Genomic DNA, 15,782 nt, shown 5'->3' on the forward strand with positions numbered 1-15,782 from the left:
GGAAATGGTCATGCCGGGGGATAACGTGAGTGTGACGGGTGAATTGATCAGCCCGATCGCCATGGAGCAGGGGCTCCGCTTTGCGGTGCGCGAGGGCGGCAAGACGGTCGGCTCCGGCGTGGTCACCGAGATTCTGGCGTAGATCAGTTTTTTTAGCCGATAGAATGGGGAGTTGAGCGTGAAGGTTGATCAAAGAATCAGGATCCGGTTACGCGGATTTGACTACCGTGTGCTCGATCAATCAGTGGCGGAAATCGTCGAGACGGTCAGGCGGAGCGGGGCGAAAGTTGTCGGTCCTATTCCTTTGCCGACCAAGATCGAGAAATTTACCGTGCAGCGATCGACACACGTTGACAAGAAGTCCCGCGAGCAGTTTGAGATGCGGACACATAAACGGCTTCTCGATATCATGCAGCCTACTCCTGAGACGATGGATTCACTTATGAAGCTGAATCTTGCTGCTGGAGTGGACGTCGAAATCAAGTTGTGACATCGGGTTTGATTGAAGGGTTGAACGAGATGACAAACGGGTTGCTTGGGAAGAAATTAGGGATGACGCAGGTGTTTGACGAGACCCGTCTGACGCCTGTCACGGTGATTGAGGCGGGCCCATGCCGCGTCGTCACGATCAAGACCAAAGAACGCGATGGCTACGAGGCGGTTCAGCTCTCGTACGGAGAAGTGAAGGAGCGAAAGCTGTCCAGGGCAGAGTTGGGGCACTTGAAAAAACAGCAAGCGCCAGCCAGCCGAGTGCTTCGTGAGTTTGAGAAGGTTGGAGATGTTACGGTCGGAGAATCCGTCACGGTCGGCATGTTTAAGAAGGGTGACTGGGTTGATGTCGTGGGCATCTCGAAAGGTAAGGGGTTTCAGGGAGTTGTAAAGCGCCATAATTATGCCGGTGGTCCTGAGTCTCATGGTTCGATGTTTCATCGTCATCCCGGTTCCATGGGTGCCAGTTCGTACCCATCACGCGTCTGGAAGGGAAAGACTCTTCCGGGACACATGGGGGCTGAGCGTGTCACGGTCCAAAGGCTGAAAGTTGTGGATTCAAGGCCTGAAGAAAATTTGCTTTTCGTTCGCGGTGCTATTCCCGGTGCGACGAATGGTCTTATTGTCGTCAGAAAGTCGAAGAAGGGTTAGGACATGCCCACGGTCGATGTCGTAGATTTGCACAGTAAGAAAGTTGGGACGGTTGACTTGCCGCAGGCGGTGTTCGGGTGTGAGCCGCGCGCGTCTTTGGTTCACGAAGCTGTCGTCATGCAGCGGGCTTGTGAGCGCCAGGGGACGGCCTCAACGCTGCGTCGCGGAGAAGTCAGTGGTTCCGGCAAGAAGCCATGGAAGCAGAAGCACACGGGCCGGGCTCGGGCTGGTTCGGTTCGGTCGCCTGTGTGGCGTCATGGCGGGAGCGTGTTTGGACCGAAGCCCCGAAGCTACGCCTATACGATGCCGAAAAAGAAGTACCGGGCTGCGTTGCAAAGCGCATTGTCGGCTAAATTGATCGATGGAAAAGTCATTGTGGTTTCGGATTTCGCGCTTGAGCAGCCGAAGACAAAGTTGTTGGCGAAGGCGCTGGACCAATTTGGATTGGGAGAGACGGCTTTGTTGGTGGCGGCGGATACACAAGTCGCAATGCTCCAGGCGGCTCGTAATCTGTCTTCCGTTAAAGTGGTCAGCGCGGATCAGCTGAATGTCTATGACGTCGTTCGGGCTGGCGTGGTGGTGATTCATGAGCGAGAGCTTGCCCGTGTGACAGAGGTGTGGTCATGAAGCTGGATATGCATGCAGTGCTGGTGCAGCCGTTACTGACGGAGAAGTTGACGTCGATTCGTGAGACGACGAATACGGTTGGATTTATCGTTCATCCCGATGCGAATCGGGTGCAGATTAAGCAGGCCGTGGAGACTTTGCTGAAGGTGAAAGTTGAGCGAGTCAATGTGATGAATGTGTTGGGGAAGGTCAAGCGCCTTGGCCGTTTCTCTGGCAAGCGATCTGATTGGAAGAAGGCATTCGTCACGTTGAAAAAAGGCGAAAAGCTTGAAATGTATGAGAGCGCTTAGGGTTGAGGGAAGGTAGGACTTCGCATGGGATTGAAAACATATAAGCCAACGTCTGCAGGGCGTCGCGGAATGACCGCCGTCACGACTGAAGACTTGACAAAGAAGAAGCCTGAAAAGTCTCTGACGGCTTTCCATCACCGGAGCGGTGGACGCAATACGGATGGCCGGACGACCGTGCGTTTCCGTGGGGGTGGACACAAGCGGCTCTATCGCAAGATCGATTTTAAGCGCGATAAGGTTGGGATTCCTGCCAAGGTGGTCTCGATTGAGTACGATCCGAATCGATCTGCGCGTATCGCTTTGCTGGCCTATGTCGACGGTGAGAAGCGGTATATTCTCGCCCCAGTTGGCTTGGTTGTTGGCTTGACGGTGCAGTCTGGGGTCAACTCTGAGGTTCGCCCAGGGAATGCGCTTCCGCTCTCAAGTATGCCGTTGGGAACGACCATCCATAATATCGAATTAAAGGTTGGTAAGGGCGGCCAGCTTATTCGGAGTGCTGGTGGATCTGCTCAGGTCATGGGGCGAGATGGGGACTATGTCCAGATTCGTTTGAAGTCCGGCGAGATGCGCAAGGTCTTGTCGTCGTGCATGGCGACGGTTGGTCAGGTCGGGAACGTCGATCACGAAAACGTGAGCGTGGGTAAGGCCGGCCGGACTCGATGGAAGGGGAAGCGTCCCCACGTCCGTGGCGTCGTCATGAACCCGGTCGACCATCCACATGGTGGAGGAGAAGGTAAGTCTGGTCAGGGTAATCCTCATCCGGTCTCTCCCTGGGGGCAGCCGACCAAGGGTTACAAGACGAGACAGAACAAGAAGACGGACAAGTTCATTATCGCGAGACGTAAGTCAGGGGTACGCAATGGCTAGATCAATCAGTAAGGGCGCTTTCGTCGATGATCATTTGCTGAAGAAAGTTGAGCATATGAATGAGACGAAAGATCGGAAGATTATTAAGACCTGGTCGCGTCGTTCGACCGTGATTCCCGACATGATTGGGCACACGCTCGCCGTGCACAATGGGAAGAAGTTTATCCCTGTCTTTGTGACGGAAAATATGGTGGGGCACAAACTCGGTGAGTTTGCTCCGACTCGGTTTTTCAAGGGCCACGGTCAGGCGAAGACTGAAAAGGCTGTTGCGCTCAAGTAGTCTGTCGGTCAGATTGGCGCCCGCTCAGCGATTGGGTAAAGGATAAGGACATGACTGAAGCACGTGCGATTCTCAGATTTGTTCGGGTGGCTCCTCGGAAGGCTCGGCCGGTCATTGACATGATTCGCGGTCAGCAGGTTCCTCAGGCGCTCGCCATGTTAAAGCTTACTCCCCGCCAGGCGGCTCGTGTCGTGGAGAAGATTCTCCGCTCAGCGGTGGCGAATGCCGAACAGAAGGAAATGGGCGATAGCGAATCGATGGTGATTTCGAAGGCCTTTGTCAACGGCGGTCCCACGCTAAAGCGTTTTCGGGCTCGTTCCCAAGGTCGCGCAAATTCCATTCATAAGCGCACGAGTCATATTACTGTGGTTGTCGCCGCGCCATCGGTCGGCGAGTCGAAGAAGTCAGCGTAACAACGATCACAATCTAGCTAGAGCAGACTGAGGCAAGATTTTATGGGTCAGAAAACACATCCAATCGGGTACCGGCTAGGCTACAACATCACCTGGAATTCTCGGTGGTATGCGGGGAAGGACTATGCCAAGCTTCTTCACCAGGATATCAAGATTCGAAAGGTCGTGAAGGCAAGACTCTTTCACGCCGGTGTTTCCAAGGTTGAGATTGAGCGTTCTGGCGACCAGACTCGTGTCATTATTCATACGGCTCGTCCTGGCATCATTATCGGGCGAAAGGGTGCCGAGGTCGATAAGCTGAAGGCGGATCTTGAGAAGCAGTACGGTGGACAGGTCTATATCACCGTGAAGGAAATTAAGAAGCCTGAACTCGATGCTCAGCTGGTCAGTGAGAATGTCGCCACCCAGCTTGAAAAGCGTGTAGCCTTCCGACGGGCCATGAAGCGCAGTGTGCAATCTGCTCTTCGGCTTGGGGCGCAAGGAATTAAGATTATGGTGGCTGGGCGTCTTGGTGGGGCAGAAATCGCTCGCACTGAATGGTACCGCGAAGGTCGGGTGCCGCTTCATACGCTTCGCGCCAATATCGATTATGGCTTCGCTGAAGCGCATACAACGATGGGACAGATCGGTGTGAAAACGTGGCTCTTCAAGGGAGAGTTGCTGCCAGCTCAACCGGTCAAGTCAGATTCATTCCTCGAACGGCGGCTCGGGTAAGGAGAACGCATTGTGTTAGCGCCAAAGAAAGTCAAGTTTAGAAAAATGCAGAAGGGCCGTATGCGTGGGAAGGCCTATCGCGGCGGTCAGATTACTCTGGGTGAATTTGGCCTCAAGGCACTCGAGCCTGGATGGGTGACCAGCCGGCAGATTGAAGCCGCACGTATTGCCATTACCCGCTTTGTCAAGCGCGGCGGGCAGGTGTGGACGAGAATTTTCCCGGATAAGCCGATTACCAAGAAGCCGGCGGAAACTCGCATGGGTAAAGGTAAAGGAAACCCTGAGTATTGGGTAGCCGTGGTGAAGCCTGGTCGCATTTTGTACGAAATGGATGGCGTTCCGTTGGATGTGGCGAAGGAAGCGTTTCGGCTCGCATCGCACAAGTTGCCGGTTGCCACCAAGTGTGTTGCCCGTGGTGAATTTTAATTAGGTCTCATAGCGGTTCGAGGAGTAGGTGACATGGCGTTGGATCTGAAAGAGTTGCGGCAGTTGACGGCCCCGGAGTTGGTCGAAAAAGAAAAGCAGTTGGTGCAGGAGTTGTTTAACTTGCGCTTTCAGCTTGGCACCGGAAGGCTGGAAAATCCGATGCAGATCAGGAAGACCAAGCGTGAGATCGCTCGAGTAAAGACCGTTTTGCAGGAAGTCTCTCAGGCTGAGACGAAAGGGTAAGGGGTTCAGATTATGTCTGATGCAGTCAAGAAGCGTGAGTGGGTCGGCCGTGTGTTGAGCAATAAGATGAACAAGACCGTGGTGGTCTCCGTTGAACGCTCAGTGACGCACCCGCTGTATCGCAAGGTCCTGCGGAGAATCTCGAAGTTTAAGGCGCATGACGAGCAGAATGTTTGTAAGATCGGCGACCGTGTGCGCATGGTTGAGACGCGACCGATCAGCAAAGACAAGCATTGGCGAGTGGTTGAAGTGATTCAGAAGGGCCGAGCAGAATAGTTTGATGTGGTTGTGACTCTAAGGTAAGGAAAGAGCGCTAGCATGATTCAGAACTATAGCTATATGGATGTGGCGGATAACTCCGGTGCGAAGCAGGCGATGTGCTTTCATGTCTTCGGAGGGACGCGTCGTCGGTATGCGTCCTTGGGTGACATCGTGGTCGTCGCGGTGAAGGAGGCTATCCCGCATGCCAGCGTCAAAAAAGGCGATGTCAGTCGTGCGGTGATTGTCCGGACCACCAAGGAAGTTCGACGTGAGGACGGTTCCTACATCAAGTTTGATCGCAATGCCTGTGTGTTGATCAACAAAGAAGGGGAACCGATCGGGACGCGCATTTTCGGTCCGGTCGCACGTGAATTGCGTTGGAAGAAATTTATGAAGATCATCTCCCTGGCACCTGAAGTGCTGTAGGGACACGTGGTGGGGGTTGTCGTGCAAGCACTTCGGAAAAGCAGAATTCGAAAAGGCGATACGGTGGTCGTGATCACGGGGCGTGAGCGCGGAAAGTCTGGGAAGGTCCTCTCTGTGGACTTGACGGCCGGTAAGGTGATTGTGGAGAAGCTGAATATCATCAAGCGCCATACTAAGCCGAGCCAAAAGGTCAAGCAGGGCGGAATCCTTGAGCGGGAAGCTCCGTTGGCGATCTCCAATGTCATGTATGTTTGTCCCGTGACGCAAAAGCCGACCCGTGTGGGGATTCGTAGGCTTGAGGATGGTCGACGGGCACGGTTCAGTAAGAAATCGAACGAGACTTTCGAGTAGTCTGAGGAGCACGGAATGGCGAAGGTTGAAAAAGGTAAGGCAGGTAAACCCTCCGAGCGAAAGTCCTCAAAGAAGGACGCGGAGGCTGCGCCTAAGCAGTTAGACGAGAATAGTCATGAGTCGAGTTTTAAGCCGCGACTCCGTGATGCCTATCAGGAGAAGGTGATCCCGGCACTCATGAAAGAGTTTGGGTATAAGAATGTGATGCAGGTTCCCAAGCTTGAGCGCATCGTGCTCAACGTCGGAATGGGAGAAGCCATTCAGAACGTGAAGTTGCTTGAGAGCGCGGTCACCGAATTGGGTACGATTACGGGCCAGAAGCCCGTCGTTACCAGAGCGAAGAAGGCGATCGCCGGATTCAAGCTCAGGCAGGGACTCCCGATCGGCGCGAAGGTCACATTGCGAAGCCGTCGCATGTATGAATTTTTCGATCGGCTCGTCACTCTGGCATTGCCCCGTATTCGCGATTTCCGTGGTGTTTCGCCGAAGGCATTCGATGGTCGCGGCAACTATACCTTGGGGGTCAAAGAGCAGTTGATATTCCCGGAAATCAAGTATGACGAAGTGGCCTCCATTCATGGTATGGATATCACGATAGTCACGACAGCACAGACGAATGACGAAGGAAAGGCCTTGCTGAAACATCTCGGGATGCCGTTCCGGGCATAGAGGTTTCTGGCTTACGCACGTAACTGAGCAGAAGGAGTTCATGTGTCACGTTTAGCGCTACGGAATAAAGCGGCAAAAAAGCCAAAGTTTTCGTGCCGGTCGTACAATCGGTGCCCGTTGTGTGGTAGGGTGCGTGGCTTTTTAACTCGCTTTCATATGTGCAGAATTTGTTTCCGCCTCTTGAGCCTCCGCGGGGATATCCCTGGCGTGCGCAAGTCTAGTTGGTAGTAGCGGCAGCTCTGAGACATTAGGACTGGAAAGAAAAGGGAATAGCATGTTGACTGATCCAATTAGTGATCTTCTTGTTCGACTCAGAAACGGTTCGCAGCGCCGTCACGATACAGTGTCTGTCCCAGCCTCCAAGCTCAAGCGGGCCATTCTTGAGCTGCTCAAGCAAGAGGGCTATGTCCATGACATTGCTGATGCCGTTCAGGATGGGCATCCGGTGTTTACGGTGCAGATGCGCTATGTCAACGAGGGGCAGCCAATGATCACAGGCTTACAGCGGATCAGCAAGCCGGGTCGTCGCGTGTACGTTGGCAGCAAGGATATCGCCAAAGTCCGAAATGGAATCGGCATGGCGATCCTGTCGACTTCTAAGGGAATCATGACCGACCAGGAATCGCGGAAGAATGGCCTGGGCGGTGAAGTATTGTGCTCAGTCTGGTAGCAGCGTAAAGGACAAGGAAGAGAACATGTCGCGGATTGGGAAAATGCCGATTGCTATTCCTGCGGGAGTAGAAGTGAAAGTAGTGGGACTCAAGGTCTCGATCAAGGGTCCACTTGGGAAAATGGATTGGCCGCTTGAGCAGGGGCTTGGCGCTGTGGTTGAGAATGGCCAGCTGCTCGTCAATCGCTTGAGTGAAGACCGTAATGTTCGGGCTCTCCATGGTTTGGCTCGTGCCGAATTGAGCAATATGGTTCTGGGAGTCTCAAAAGGTTATGAGCGCTCACTGGAGATCACAGGGGTCGGTTACAAGGTGGCGCTCCAGGGCCGGACGATGAGCTTCAATGTTGGCTATATCAATCCCGTACTCTTTCAAATTCCAGCCGGGATCGAAGTCAAAGTCGACAAGCAGACCCTCATCAATGTCAAAGGTTTCGATAAGCGATTGGTCGGTCAGGTAGCGGCAAACTTGCGTGCGATCAAGCCCCCCGATGTGTACAAGCAAAAGGGTGTCCGTTTTATGGGCGAGGTCTTGCGTAAGAAAGAAGGAAAGACGGGGAAATAGGGGCGACGATGAATACAGCAGAAAAATCAAGACAACTCGAGCAAAGAAGACAGCGCGTTCGCAAGCGTGTAATTGGGACCACCGAGCGTCCACGGCTCAATGTGTTTCGAAGCCGCTCGCATATCTATGCACAGGTGATCAACGATTTGAACGGCTCAACTTTGGTTGCCGCCTCGTCGCTTGATAAAGACCTGAGGAAGACGTTGAAGTCTACCGGCAGCATGGAGGCCGCAAAGGCGGTCGGAAAGCTGTTGGCTGATCGGGCGAAGGCGGCCAATGTGTTGACCGTTGTGTTTGATCGCGGTGGACGTATGTATCATGGTCGCATTAAAGCCCTCGCTGAAGCGTCGCGTGAGGGTGGACTTCAGTTTTAGAACGCTCACTCCTGTGAGTCCTGCCTGTTTCGGGCGGGAAGGAAGAAGAGAGGGATTGCGTGCGAGTTAATCCAGACGAATTGAACCTGAAGGACAAGGTCGTTTTCATCAACCGAGTGGCCAAGGTTGTGAAAGGCGGCAAGCGATTTAATTTCTGCGCTCTGGTAGTGGTCGGGGACGGCCATGGCTGGGTCGGTATTGGAAAAGGTAAGGCGGCAGAAGTGCCGGTGGCGATTTCCAAAGCTGTCGAACAGGCGAAGAAGAATCTCGTGCATGTCTCGCTTAAGGGAGGGACGATCCCTCATGATGTGCATGGGTTGTTTGGTGCGGAGCATGTCCTTTTGAAGCCAGCCGTCGACGGGACCGGTATTATTGCCGGTGGTGCTGTGCGAGCCGTCGTTGAAGCGGTTGGTGTGCACAATATCATTGCCAAGACGCTCGGCCGCGGCAATCCATTCAATACTGTGCGAGCCACGTTGGCGGGCCTCAGTCAGCTGCGTAATCCTGAGGAAGTGCTCAGGCTTCGACGAGCAGCTGCCGGGGAGCGACTTGAAAGGGCGAGTGCATAATGGCTACTGCAAGAACTGACAAGGCGGCAAAGTCTACTGTCCCGGCCGTGCGGGTGACTCTGCGGCGGAGCCCGATTGGGACGCCCCAGACGCATCGGCTTGTGTTGCGGGGGCTTGGCCTGCGCCACATTCGACAAACAGCGGTTCATCCTGATACCCCACAGGTTCGTGGTTTGATTAAAAAGGTGGGTTATCTGCTTGAGGTGGGGAAACCATGAATTTGCACGATCTATCCCCGGCACGGGGTGCGAAGAAAAAGCGGAAGAGAATCGGCCGTGGGCCAGGATCTGGACATGGAAAGACCGCTACAAAGGGACATAAGGGTATTAAGGCGCGTTCCGGCGGAGGCAAGAGACCTGGTTTTGAAGGCGGTCAGATGCCATTGGTCCGTCGTTTGCCGAAGTTTGGGTTTACGAACCCATTTAGGACCGAATATAACGTTCTGAATCTCAAGAGCTTTGAAACCTGGACTGGTCCTTCAACTGTGACGCCGCAGGCGTTGGTTGATGCGGGGTTGGTCAAGCGCAAGCGCTTGCAGATTAAGATTTTGGGGAACGGAGAGCTGACCAAGCCGTTGGTCATTCAGGCGCATAAATTCAGCGAATCCGCCAAGGCCAAGATCCAAGCTGCCGGTGGTCGAGTCGAGGTTATCGGCGGTGCTTGAGCGACTTTTTACCAGCTTCCAGAATATCTTTAAGATTCCTGAGCTGAGGACCCGTGTCCTGTTTACGCTTGGGATGCTCGTTGTCTATCGAGTGGGCGCTCACATTCCTACTCCTGGGATCAATGGCGACGCACTCTCTGATTTCTTGGCGAAGCAGGGTGGCGCGCTGCTCGGATTTCTGGACATCTTCTCAGGCGGCTCACTTTCCAGGCTGACGATTTTCGCATTGGGCATTATGCCCTACATCAGCGCCTCCATCATTCTTCAATTGCTCACCGTGGTGGTCCCGCATCTCTCCAAGCTTGCGAAAGAGGGAGAGCGTGGTCGCAAGAAAATTATCCAGTACACCCGCTTTGGCACGATCGTAATCGCGCTGATTCAGGGGTTTGGTATTGCGATCGGTCTTGAGCAAATGAATCAAGGCGCCTTCGTGTTGAACGGAGGATGGGCATTTCGTCTGATGACGGTCATTACGCTCACGGCCGGTACCGGTTTTCTCATGTGGCTCGGCGAGCAAATTACCGAGCGTGGGATCGGCAATGGAATTTCACTCATCATTTTCTCGGGAATCGTAGCCCGTCTTCCAGCGGCGGTGGCTCAGACCTTCGATCTCTACAAGGTCGGGCAGCTCAATATTATCTTGTTGGTTGCCCTTGCTGTGTTGATGGTCTCTGTGGTGGCTGCGATTGTGTTTCTTGAGAGTGGCCGGCGCAAGATTCCTGTTCAGTATGCGAAGCGCGTCGTGGGGCGCCGTGTCTTTGGTGGGCAGAGCACGCATATTCCGTTGAAGATCAATACGGCTGGCGTCATCCCTCCGATCTTTGCCTCGTCGATTATCGCATTTCCGGCAACGATTGCCGGCTTCTTCGAAACTCCTTGGGTGAAGGCGATTGGCTCACAGCTTGCGCCAGGATCCTTGCTCTATACGCTCATGTACGTCGGGCTCATCCTCTTCTTCTGTTTCTTTTACACAGCCGTGGTTCTAAATCCTGTTGATATGGCTGACAACATGAAGAAGTATGGGGGATTTGTGCCCGGCATTCGACCTGGGCAGAGGACGTCTGATTACATCTACAATGTACTGACGAAGATCACATTCGCGGGGGCTATCTATCTCGCCATTGTGTGCGTTATCCCTGAGTTTTTGATCTATAAGATGAACGTCCCGTTCTATTTTGGGGGTACGTCACTCTTGATCGTGATCGGAGTAGGGCTGGATACGGCCCAACAGATCGAGTCCCATATGCTGATGCGTAATTATGAGGGTTTTCTCGGCAAAGGGATGGCTCCATTGCGCGGCAGGAATGGGTAATCGGCGATGCGGCTGGTCTTTCTTGGGGCCCCTGGAGTAGGGAAGGGCACGCAGGCTGAAAAGGTTGCTGCCCAATATGGAATGGCCAAGATCTCGACCGGTGATTTGCTGCGAGAAGCTGTCAGGGCCCAGACTGCTCTTGGGAAAGATGCCAAGAGTTACATGGATCAGGGTAAGTTAGTCCCTGATTCTGTCGTCATCGGATTGGTGCGTGACAAGCTGAGCGATCCAAGCTGCGCCAACGGTTTCGTGCTTGATGGTTTTCCACGGACTGTGCCGCAGGCTGAAGAATTAGGTCATGTTCTTTCACAGCGTAATATTCGTCTCGATCGAGTGATCAACTTTCAAGTGTCACGTGAAGATGTCGTGCGTCGCCTCAGTGGTAGGCGGAGTTGCCCAAAATGCCAGGCCACTTTTCACATGGATTTTGCGCCCCCGAAGAAGAGTGATAGCTGTGATCGGTGTGGGGAAGCGCTCGTGCAACGCAGCGATGATAAGCGGGATGCGATTGAGACGCGGTTGCGGGTCTACGAAGAGCAAACCTCGCCATTGATTGCGTACTACGATTCGAAGGGTCTCTTGACGCATCTTGATGGAGCCAGCGCGGTCGAGACGGTGTATCAGAATTTAACGAAAGTGCTGACTCCGTTTAAGAAAGTATGATCATTCTGAAGACGCCTGCGGAAATTAATGTGATGGCTCAGGCGTCGCGAGTAGTTGCTGAAGCGCTAGAAGTTGTCAGGAAGGCCGTGAGGCCTGGCGTGACCACGGAGGATCTTGACCGTATCGCAGAGCAAGCCATACGTGACCGTGGGGCTATCCCGGCATTCAAGGGATACCGCAGCTACCCGAAGACTCTCTGCGCTTCAGTCAATGAACAGGTTGTTCATGGAATTCCTTCAAAACGGAAACTGAAGGACGGCGATATCATCGGTCTAGACTTGGGGGCGGTTGTCGGCGGGTTTTATGGTGACTCTGCAGTCACTGTGGCGGTCGGCGAAACCAGTGAGTCTGTTGCTCGATTGATTCAGGTGACGCAAGAAGCTCTTGATCTTGGTATCCAAAAGGCTGTTGTCGGTAATCGGCTTACCGACATTTCTTATGCGGTACAGCGCCATGTTGAAGCCGCTGGATATTCAGTCGTAACGGAGTTCGTCGGCCATGGTATCGGCCGTCAACTTCATGAAGAACCTCAAGTGCCCAACTACGGGAAGGCTGGTCAGGGGCCGCGTCTACAGTACGGGATGGTTCTGGCGATCGAGCCGATGGTCAACATGGGTGGCAGTGCGGTGCGTGTGCTTGAGGATCGGTGGACGGCGGTGACGGCAGACGGTAGCCTTTCAGCCCACTTTGAGCATACAATAGCAATTCAGCCGGCGGGGCCGGCGCGGGTGCTCAGTCAGAGAGTGCTAGACGCCGCATAATTGTAGTACAGATAGAGGAATGGGAGTACGTGGGAAAAGAAGACATTATCGAAATACAGGGAACGGTAGCAGAGACATTACCCAATGCCATGTTTCGTGTGAAACTTGATAATGGACATATTCTACTAGCTCATATTTCTGGAAAAATGAGGATGCACTTTATCCGAATTCTTCCGGGCGACAAAGTCACGGTGGAGATGTCTCCATACGATTTGACGAGAGGCCGAATCACTTACCGTTTCAAGTAGTAGGAGCGCTGACGCGTCATGAAAGTAAAGTCATCAGTCAAGCCGATTTGTGCCAAGTGTATGGTCGTTCGTCGCCGGGGCGTCGTGCGAATTTTGTGTGAGAACCCCAGGCACAAGCAACGTCAGGGATAACGCCGGGCAGAGTAGGTCTGTGCTCGTCTAGGGAATAGGAAAGAGGAGAGATCATGGCACGCATCGCAGGCATCGATTTGCCAAGAGACAAGCGGACCGATATCGGCCTCACGTACATCTACGGGATTGGGCGAGCCGCCGCACGAGAAATTCTGCGGAAGGCCGGTGTGGAGGGGGCGATTCGGATCAAGGATCTGAGCGAAGACAAGATCGTCAAGCTCAGAGAAATTATTGATCGCGATCACCGCGTCGAGGGGGACCTTCGGAAGGAGACGTCCCTGAACATCAAGCGATTGATCGACACCGGGACCTATCGAGGTCTGCGCCATCGAAAAGGGTTGCCGGTGCGTGGCCAGCGCACGAAGACCAATGCCAGAACGCGGAAGGGCCGACGTGCTGGTGTGACAAGCAAACCGAAACCGACAGCCAGATGATCGAGCGCATCGCTCGTGCTCTGAAGTGAAGGAGTGTCTATGAGTGTGAAGAAGGGCAAGAAGAAGGAACGCCGGATTGTTCAGGCCGGTGTGGCGCATGTCCAGGCATCCTTCAATAATACGATTGTCACGATTACTGACATGGGCGGCAATACGGTCGTCTGGGCCAGCTCTGGCAATCAGGGGTTTAAGGGCTCTCGTAAGAGTACCCCGTTCGCGGCACAGCGTGCCGGCGAAGCGGCCGCCCGTAAAGCCATGGAGAGTGGCATGCGTCAAATTGATGTGTATGTGAACGGGCCTGGGGCTGGTCGTGAATCAGCCATTCGCTCGCTCCAGGCCGCTGGCCTGCGCATCAATCTGATTCGCGATGTCACGCCGATTCCCCATAACGGCTGCCGTCCACCGAAGCGGAGACGGGTGTAGCCGCGGGGAGTATCAAGGTTCGAGTCTGCAGCAATGTTGGCGCCAGAATTCAGGCGTCCTGTAACCGGAGGTAATGCAGTGGCTAAGTATCGGGGTCCAGTTTGCCGTCTCTGTCGACGCGAAGGCGAGAAGCTCTTTTTGAAGGGCACTCGGTGCATGACCGAAAAGTGTGCCATTGAGCGACGGAGTTATCCTCCAGGTCAACATGGGCAGGGGCGCCCCAGGAATTCTGACTATAGCCTGCAATTGCGCGAGAAACAAAAATTGCGGAGAATCTACGGATTGCAAGAGTGCCAATTCCGCGGTCTGTTTGAAAAAGCGGAGCGGCAATCTGGCGTCACCGGCGATGCTCTGTTGCGACTGTTGGAATGCCGGTTGGACAATGTGGCCTACCGTCTCGGGTTTGGCGCGTCTCGCAAGCAGGCCCGCCAGATTGTGAGTCACGGTCACCTGACCATGAACGGCAAGAAAATCAATGTTGCCGGAGCTACGGTCAAGACAGGGGATGTGATTCAGGTGCGTGAACGAAGCCGAAATTTGCTCTCCATCCAAACGTCACTGGAAGGTGTCGATGGGCGCGGAATTCCGGATTGGTTGGAGCTTGATAAGGGCACGCTCAAGGGAGTCGTTCGTGCCTTGCCGACAAAGGAACAGATCACGCTGCCAGTCAACGAGCAGATGGTCGTCGAATTGTATTCTCGATAGCACATTGGGCCGGTAGGGAGCCGTCTACGTTTCTGCATCCTCCCTATTCGGTATGCTGGTCACTCGATGGTTGTGAAGGGGGAGTCATGATTAAAGCGATGAAAGACTTTCAGATCCCGATGCGGGTTGAAGTCGATAAGGATGCGAATTCCCCAGTGTTCGGTCGATTCACCACCGAGGCGTTTGAGCGGGGATTCGGTACCACGATTGGAAATTCACTTCGCCGTGTATTGTTGTCGTCGTTGACCGGAGCCGCCGTGACGACGGTGAAGATTGAAGGCGTCCTGCACGAGTTTTCAACGATACCCGGTGTCACGGAAGACGTGACTTCCATTATCTTGAACATCAAGAGCCTGCGCTTGGCTCTTCATACCGATAAGCCGAAGACGATTCGTTTGAGGAAGAAGGGACCAGGCGAAGCCAAGGGGTCCGATATTATCCACGATGCCGATGTGACCATTCTCACGCCGGATCTTCATATTGCGACGCTGGATAAAGATGCCACGTTGGATATTGAAATGACGGTGAAGCATGGTCGTGGATATGTTCCGGCCGAGCGCAATAAGGAAGAAGGATTGCCGATCGGTGTCATCGCGATCGATTCCGTGTTCTCGCCCATTAAGCGTGTGAACTTCCATGTGGAAAACGCGCGCGTTGGTCGCATGACCGACTATGACAAGCTGACGATGGAGATCTGGACAGATGCGACCATCAGTCCACGTGATGCCTTGTCGACGGCGGCGAATATTTTGCGCGATCACCTCGATATCTTCATCAACCCGGAAGAGCGCGGCGAAGGTAAGCGCGAGGCGGGATATGACGAGTCGGAGCTTGAAGAGAATAAGAATCTCTCGCGGAGCGTGAATGAACTCGAGCTCTCCGTTCGGGCGGCGAATTGCTTGAAGAATGCCAACATCAAGACCATTCGTGATCTGGTTCAGAAGACGGAAAACGAAATGCTCAAGACGAAGAATTTCGGCAAGAAGTCGTTGAATGAGATCAAGGAAATATTGTTGGAGATGGGCCTCACGCTGGGAGGACGGGTTGAAGCCGGATCCTCCAGCAACGGGAGTTCGCAGTCAGAGTAATTTTCAGCGAAGGGGAATGCCGTGCGACACAGAAAAAAAGGCCGTCAACTTGGTCGGCAGACGAAGCATCGATGGGCCCTGTTCCGGAGCCTCGTGACCTCGCTCTTGGAGCATGAGCGTATTGAGACGACCGAGGCGAAGGCAAAAGAGATTCGCGGGTTTACCGATCGGATGATTACGCTGGGGAAGGAAGGAACCTTGCCGGCTCGTCGCCGGGCCCTCGCGTTTATCCGGAGCAAAGATGTGGTTTCAAAACTGTTCAGCGATGTTGCGGGACGATTCAAGGATCGGCAGGGTGGGTACACCCGTATGGTGAAGACTCGCCGCCGCATCGGCGACGGGGCGGAAATGGTGGCGATCGAGTTGGTGACGATGGTGGAGAAGGCCTCATCCAAGGCGGCCGCCCTTCCAGCGACGACAACTCCCGCCGTTTCTCCGGAAGCCTCTGCCTAGCGCTACCTGCAGTTGTG

At 54.0% G+C, this 15,782-nt stretch carries 32 protein-coding genes; all 32 read left to right on the forward strand.

Annotated elements, in window-relative coordinates; translation table 11 throughout:
• Nucleotides 1-142, forward strand: a 142-nt coding sequence (gene tuf / locus Q8N04_13540; GenBank protein MDP3091699.1) for an elongation factor Tu, incomplete at its 5' end; no start/stop codon positions are given.
• 36 nt (nt 143-178) lie between these two features.
• Nucleotides 179-490, forward strand: a complete 312-nt coding sequence (gene rpsJ / locus Q8N04_13545; GenBank protein MDP3091700.1) for a 30S ribosomal protein S10 — start codon at nt 179-181, stop codon at nt 488-490.
• A gap of 29 nt (nt 491-519) precedes the next feature.
• Nucleotides 520-1,140, forward strand: a complete 621-nt coding sequence (gene rplC / locus Q8N04_13550; protein MDP3091701.1) for a 50S ribosomal protein L3 — start codon at nt 520-522, stop codon at nt 1,138-1,140.
• A gap of 3 nt (nt 1,141-1,143) precedes the next feature.
• Entirely contained in the window at nt 1,144-1,767 is a 624-nt protein-coding gene (gene rplD / locus Q8N04_13555) for a 50S ribosomal protein L4 (GenBank protein ID MDP3091702.1), read from the forward strand.
• Nucleotides 1,764-2,057 (forward strand): 50S ribosomal protein L23, encoded by a 294-nt coding sequence (locus tag Q8N04_13560; protein MDP3091703.1) that lies wholly within the window; start codon nt 1,764-1,766, stop codon nt 2,055-2,057. The genes rplD and Q8N04_13560 overlap by 4 nt, the downstream gene beginning before the upstream one ends.
• 24 nt (nt 2,058-2,081) lie before the next feature.
• Nucleotides 2,082-2,924, forward strand: a complete 843-nt coding sequence (gene rplB / locus Q8N04_13565) for a 50S ribosomal protein L2 (protein ID MDP3091704.1) — start codon at nt 2,082-2,084, stop codon at nt 2,922-2,924.
• Entirely contained in the window at nt 2,917-3,204 is a 288-nt protein-coding gene (gene rpsS, locus Q8N04_13570; protein ID MDP3091705.1) for a 30S ribosomal protein S19, read from the forward strand. The genes rplB and rpsS overlap by 8 nt, the downstream gene beginning before the upstream one ends.
• 50 nt (nt 3,205-3,254) lie before the next feature.
• A complete protein-coding gene (gene rplV, locus Q8N04_13575; protein MDP3091706.1) occupies nt 3,255-3,617 on the forward strand; it encodes a 50S ribosomal protein L22 in 363 nt (120 codons plus the stop codon).
• A gap of 42 nt (nt 3,618-3,659) precedes the next feature.
• On the forward strand, nt 3,660-4,331 hold the full coding sequence (gene rpsC / locus Q8N04_13580; protein ID MDP3091707.1) for a 30S ribosomal protein S3: 672 nt from the start codon (nt 3,660-3,662) through the stop codon (nt 4,329-4,331).
• Nucleotides 4,332-4,343: 12 nt separating this feature from the next.
• Nucleotides 4,344-4,757, forward strand: coding sequence for a 50S ribosomal protein L16 (gene rplP / locus Q8N04_13585; GenBank protein ID MDP3091708.1), 414 nt, complete (start codon nt 4,344-4,346; stop codon nt 4,755-4,757).
• A gap of 33 nt (nt 4,758-4,790) precedes the next feature.
• Nucleotides 4,791-5,000: a 50S ribosomal protein L29 gene (rpmC, locus tag Q8N04_13590; protein MDP3091709.1), complete on the forward strand. Its 210-nt coding sequence runs from the start codon at nt 4,791-4,793 to the stop codon at nt 4,998-5,000.
• Between the two features lie 12 nt (nt 5,001-5,012).
• On the forward strand, nt 5,013-5,276 hold the full coding sequence (gene rpsQ / locus Q8N04_13595; protein MDP3091710.1) for a 30S ribosomal protein S17: 264 nt from the start codon (nt 5,013-5,015) through the stop codon (nt 5,274-5,276).
• Nucleotides 5,277-5,318: 42 nt separating this feature from the next.
• Nucleotides 5,319-5,687, forward strand: a complete 369-nt coding sequence (gene rplN, locus Q8N04_13600; protein ID MDP3091711.1) for a 50S ribosomal protein L14 — start codon at nt 5,319-5,321, stop codon at nt 5,685-5,687.
• A gap of 21 nt (nt 5,688-5,708) precedes the next feature.
• Complete coding sequence (gene rplX, locus Q8N04_13605; protein MDP3091712.1) at nt 5,709-6,038, forward strand: 50S ribosomal protein L24; 330 nt, start codon at nt 5,709-5,711, stop codon at nt 6,036-6,038.
• A gap of 15 nt (nt 6,039-6,053) precedes the next feature.
• A complete protein-coding gene (rplE, locus tag Q8N04_13610; GenBank protein MDP3091713.1) occupies nt 6,054-6,707 on the forward strand; it encodes a 50S ribosomal protein L5 in 654 nt (217 codons plus the stop codon).
• A 42-nt stretch (nt 6,708-6,749) separates the two neighbouring features.
• Nucleotides 6,750-6,935, forward strand: coding sequence for a type Z 30S ribosomal protein S14 (locus Q8N04_13615; protein ID MDP3091714.1), 186 nt, complete (start codon nt 6,750-6,752; stop codon nt 6,933-6,935).
• 46 nt (nt 6,936-6,981) lie between these two features.
• Nucleotides 6,982-7,377 carry a 30S ribosomal protein S8 gene (gene rpsH, locus Q8N04_13620; GenBank protein ID MDP3091715.1) on the forward strand — a complete coding sequence of 132 codons (396 nt, stop codon included), beginning with the start codon at nt 6,982-6,984 and terminating at the stop codon, nt 7,375-7,377.
• Nucleotides 7,340-7,939, forward strand: coding sequence for a 50S ribosomal protein L6 (gene rplF, locus Q8N04_13625; protein ID MDP3091716.1), 600 nt, complete (start codon nt 7,340-7,342; stop codon nt 7,937-7,939). The genes rpsH and rplF overlap by 38 nt, the downstream gene beginning before the upstream one ends.
• Nucleotides 7,940-7,947: 8 nt before the next feature.
• The gene (gene rplR / locus Q8N04_13630) at nt 7,948-8,313 is read left to right on the forward strand and encodes a 50S ribosomal protein L18 (protein MDP3091717.1); all 366 of its coding nucleotides are present in this window, start codon (nt 7,948-7,950) and stop codon (nt 8,311-8,313) included.
• 59 nt (nt 8,314-8,372) lie between these two features.
• Nucleotides 8,373-8,882, forward strand: coding sequence for a 30S ribosomal protein S5 (gene rpsE, locus Q8N04_13635; GenBank protein ID MDP3091718.1), 510 nt, complete (start codon nt 8,373-8,375; stop codon nt 8,880-8,882).
• Nucleotides 8,882-9,100, forward strand: coding sequence for a 50S ribosomal protein L30 (gene rpmD / locus Q8N04_13640; GenBank protein ID MDP3091719.1), 219 nt, complete (start codon nt 8,882-8,884; stop codon nt 9,098-9,100). The genes rpsE and rpmD overlap by 1 nt, the downstream gene beginning before the upstream one ends.
• Nucleotides 9,097-9,546 (forward strand): 50S ribosomal protein L15, encoded by a 450-nt coding sequence (rplO, locus tag Q8N04_13645; protein MDP3091720.1) that lies wholly within the window; start codon nt 9,097-9,099, stop codon nt 9,544-9,546. The genes rpmD and rplO overlap by 4 nt, the downstream gene beginning before the upstream one ends.
• Complete coding sequence (gene secY / locus Q8N04_13650; GenBank protein MDP3091721.1) at nt 9,539-10,858, forward strand: preprotein translocase subunit SecY; 1,320 nt, start codon at nt 9,539-9,541, stop codon at nt 10,856-10,858. Before rplO ends, secY begins: the two co-directional genes overlap by 8 nt.
• Before the next feature lie 6 nt (nt 10,859-10,864).
• On the forward strand, nt 10,865-11,521 hold the full coding sequence (locus Q8N04_13655; GenBank protein MDP3091722.1) for an adenylate kinase: 657 nt from the start codon (nt 10,865-10,867) through the stop codon (nt 11,519-11,521).
• Nucleotides 11,518-12,282, forward strand: coding sequence for a type I methionyl aminopeptidase (gene map, locus Q8N04_13660; protein ID MDP3091723.1), 765 nt, complete (start codon nt 11,518-11,520; stop codon nt 12,280-12,282). Before Q8N04_13655 ends, map begins: the two co-directional genes overlap by 4 nt.
• A gap of 29 nt (nt 12,283-12,311) precedes the next feature.
• Complete coding sequence (infA, locus tag Q8N04_13665) at nt 12,312-12,530, forward strand: translation initiation factor IF-1 (GenBank protein MDP3091724.1); 219 nt, start codon at nt 12,312-12,314, stop codon at nt 12,528-12,530.
• 18 nt (nt 12,531-12,548) lie between these two features.
• On the forward strand, nt 12,549-12,662 hold the full coding sequence (rpmJ, locus tag Q8N04_13670; GenBank protein MDP3091725.1) for a 50S ribosomal protein L36: 114 nt from the start codon (nt 12,549-12,551) through the stop codon (nt 12,660-12,662).
• Between the two features lie 53 nt (nt 12,663-12,715).
• Nucleotides 12,716-13,096, forward strand: a complete 381-nt coding sequence (rpsM, locus tag Q8N04_13675) for a 30S ribosomal protein S13 (protein ID MDP3091726.1) — start codon at nt 12,716-12,718, stop codon at nt 13,094-13,096.
• Nucleotides 13,097-13,135: 39 nt separating this feature from the next.
• Nucleotides 13,136-13,519, forward strand: coding sequence for a 30S ribosomal protein S11 (gene rpsK, locus Q8N04_13680; GenBank protein MDP3091727.1), 384 nt, complete (start codon nt 13,136-13,138; stop codon nt 13,517-13,519).
• 33 nt (nt 13,520-13,552) lie between these two features.
• Nucleotides 13,553-14,224, forward strand: coding sequence for a 30S ribosomal protein S4 (gene rpsD / locus Q8N04_13685; protein ID MDP3091728.1), 672 nt, complete (start codon nt 13,553-13,555; stop codon nt 14,222-14,224).
• Nucleotides 14,225-14,322: 98 nt separating this feature from the next.
• A complete protein-coding gene (locus Q8N04_13690) occupies nt 14,323-15,312 on the forward strand; it encodes a DNA-directed RNA polymerase subunit alpha (protein ID MDP3091729.1) in 990 nt (329 codons plus the stop codon).
• Between the two features lie 21 nt (nt 15,313-15,333).
• The gene (rplQ, locus tag Q8N04_13695) at nt 15,334-15,765 is read left to right on the forward strand and encodes a 50S ribosomal protein L17 (protein ID MDP3091730.1); all 432 of its coding nucleotides are present in this window, start codon (nt 15,334-15,336) and stop codon (nt 15,763-15,765) included.
• Nucleotides 15,766-15,782 lie beyond the last annotated feature (17 nt).

Origin of the sequence: Nitrospira sp. (assembly GCA_030692565.1) — a bacterium.
GTDB lineage: Bacteria > Nitrospirota > Nitrospiria > Nitrospirales > Nitrospiraceae > Nitrospira_D.

Bases quoted from the DNA above. Each gene is read 5' to 3' on its own strand.
- rplC (MDP3091701.1), top strand. From the start codon at position 520: ATGACAAACGGGTTGCTTGGGAAGAAATTAGGGATGACGCAGGTGTTT.
- rplD (MDP3091702.1), top strand. From the start codon at position 1,144: ATGCCCACGGTCGATGTCGTAGATTTGCACAGTAAGAAAGTTGGGACG.
- Q8N04_13560 (MDP3091703.1), top strand. From the start codon at position 1,764: ATGAAGCTGGATATGCATGCAGTGCTGGTGCAGCCGTTACTGACGGAG.
- rplB (MDP3091704.1), top strand. From the start codon at position 2,082: ATGGGATTGAAAACATATAAGCCAACGTCTGCAGGGCGTCGCGGAATG.
- rpsS (MDP3091705.1), top strand. From the start codon at position 2,917: ATGGCTAGATCAATCAGTAAGGGCGCTTTCGTCGATGATCATTTGCTG.
- rplV (MDP3091706.1), top strand. From the start codon at position 3,255: ATGACTGAAGCACGTGCGATTCTCAGATTTGTTCGGGTGGCTCCTCGG.
- rpsC (MDP3091707.1), top strand. From the start codon at position 3,660: ATGGGTCAGAAAACACATCCAATCGGGTACCGGCTAGGCTACAACATC.
- rpmC (MDP3091709.1), top strand. From the start codon at position 4,791: ATGGCGTTGGATCTGAAAGAGTTGCGGCAGTTGACGGCCCCGGAGTTG.
- rpsQ (MDP3091710.1), top strand. From the start codon at position 5,013: ATGTCTGATGCAGTCAAGAAGCGTGAGTGGGTCGGCCGTGTGTTGAGC.
- rplN (MDP3091711.1), top strand. From the start codon at position 5,319: ATGATTCAGAACTATAGCTATATGGATGTGGCGGATAACTCCGGTGCG.
- rplE (MDP3091713.1), top strand. From the start codon at position 6,054: ATGGCGAAGGTTGAAAAAGGTAAGGCAGGTAAACCCTCCGAGCGAAAG.
- rpsH (MDP3091715.1), top strand. From the start codon at position 6,982: ATGTTGACTGATCCAATTAGTGATCTTCTTGTTCGACTCAGAAACGGT.
- rplF (MDP3091716.1), top strand. From the start codon at position 7,340: ATGGCCTGGGCGGTGAAGTATTGTGCTCAGTCTGGTAGCAGCGTAAAG.
- rplR (MDP3091717.1), top strand. From the start codon at position 7,948: ATGAATACAGCAGAAAAATCAAGACAACTCGAGCAAAGAAGACAGCGC.
- rpmD (MDP3091719.1), top strand. From the start codon at position 8,882: ATGGCTACTGCAAGAACTGACAAGGCGGCAAAGTCTACTGTCCCGGCC.
- rplO (MDP3091720.1), top strand. From the start codon at position 9,097: ATGAATTTGCACGATCTATCCCCGGCACGGGGTGCGAAGAAAAAGCGG.
- Q8N04_13655 (MDP3091722.1), top strand. From the start codon at position 10,865: ATGCGGCTGGTCTTTCTTGGGGCCCCTGGAGTAGGGAAGGGCACGCAG.
- map (MDP3091723.1), top strand. From the start codon at position 11,518: ATGATCATTCTGAAGACGCCTGCGGAAATTAATGTGATGGCTCAGGCG.
- rpmJ (MDP3091725.1), top strand. From the start codon at position 12,549: ATGAAAGTAAAGTCATCAGTCAAGCCGATTTGTGCCAAGTGTATGGTC.
- rpsM (MDP3091726.1), top strand. From the start codon at position 12,716: ATGGCACGCATCGCAGGCATCGATTTGCCAAGAGACAAGCGGACCGAT.
- rpsK (MDP3091727.1), top strand. From the start codon at position 13,136: ATGAGTGTGAAGAAGGGCAAGAAGAAGGAACGCCGGATTGTTCAGGCC.
- rpsD (MDP3091728.1), top strand. From the start codon at position 13,553: ATGTTGGCGCCAGAATTCAGGCGTCCTGTAACCGGAGGTAATGCAGTG.
- Q8N04_13690 (MDP3091729.1), top strand. From the start codon at position 14,323: ATGAAAGACTTTCAGATCCCGATGCGGGTTGAAGTCGATAAGGATGCG.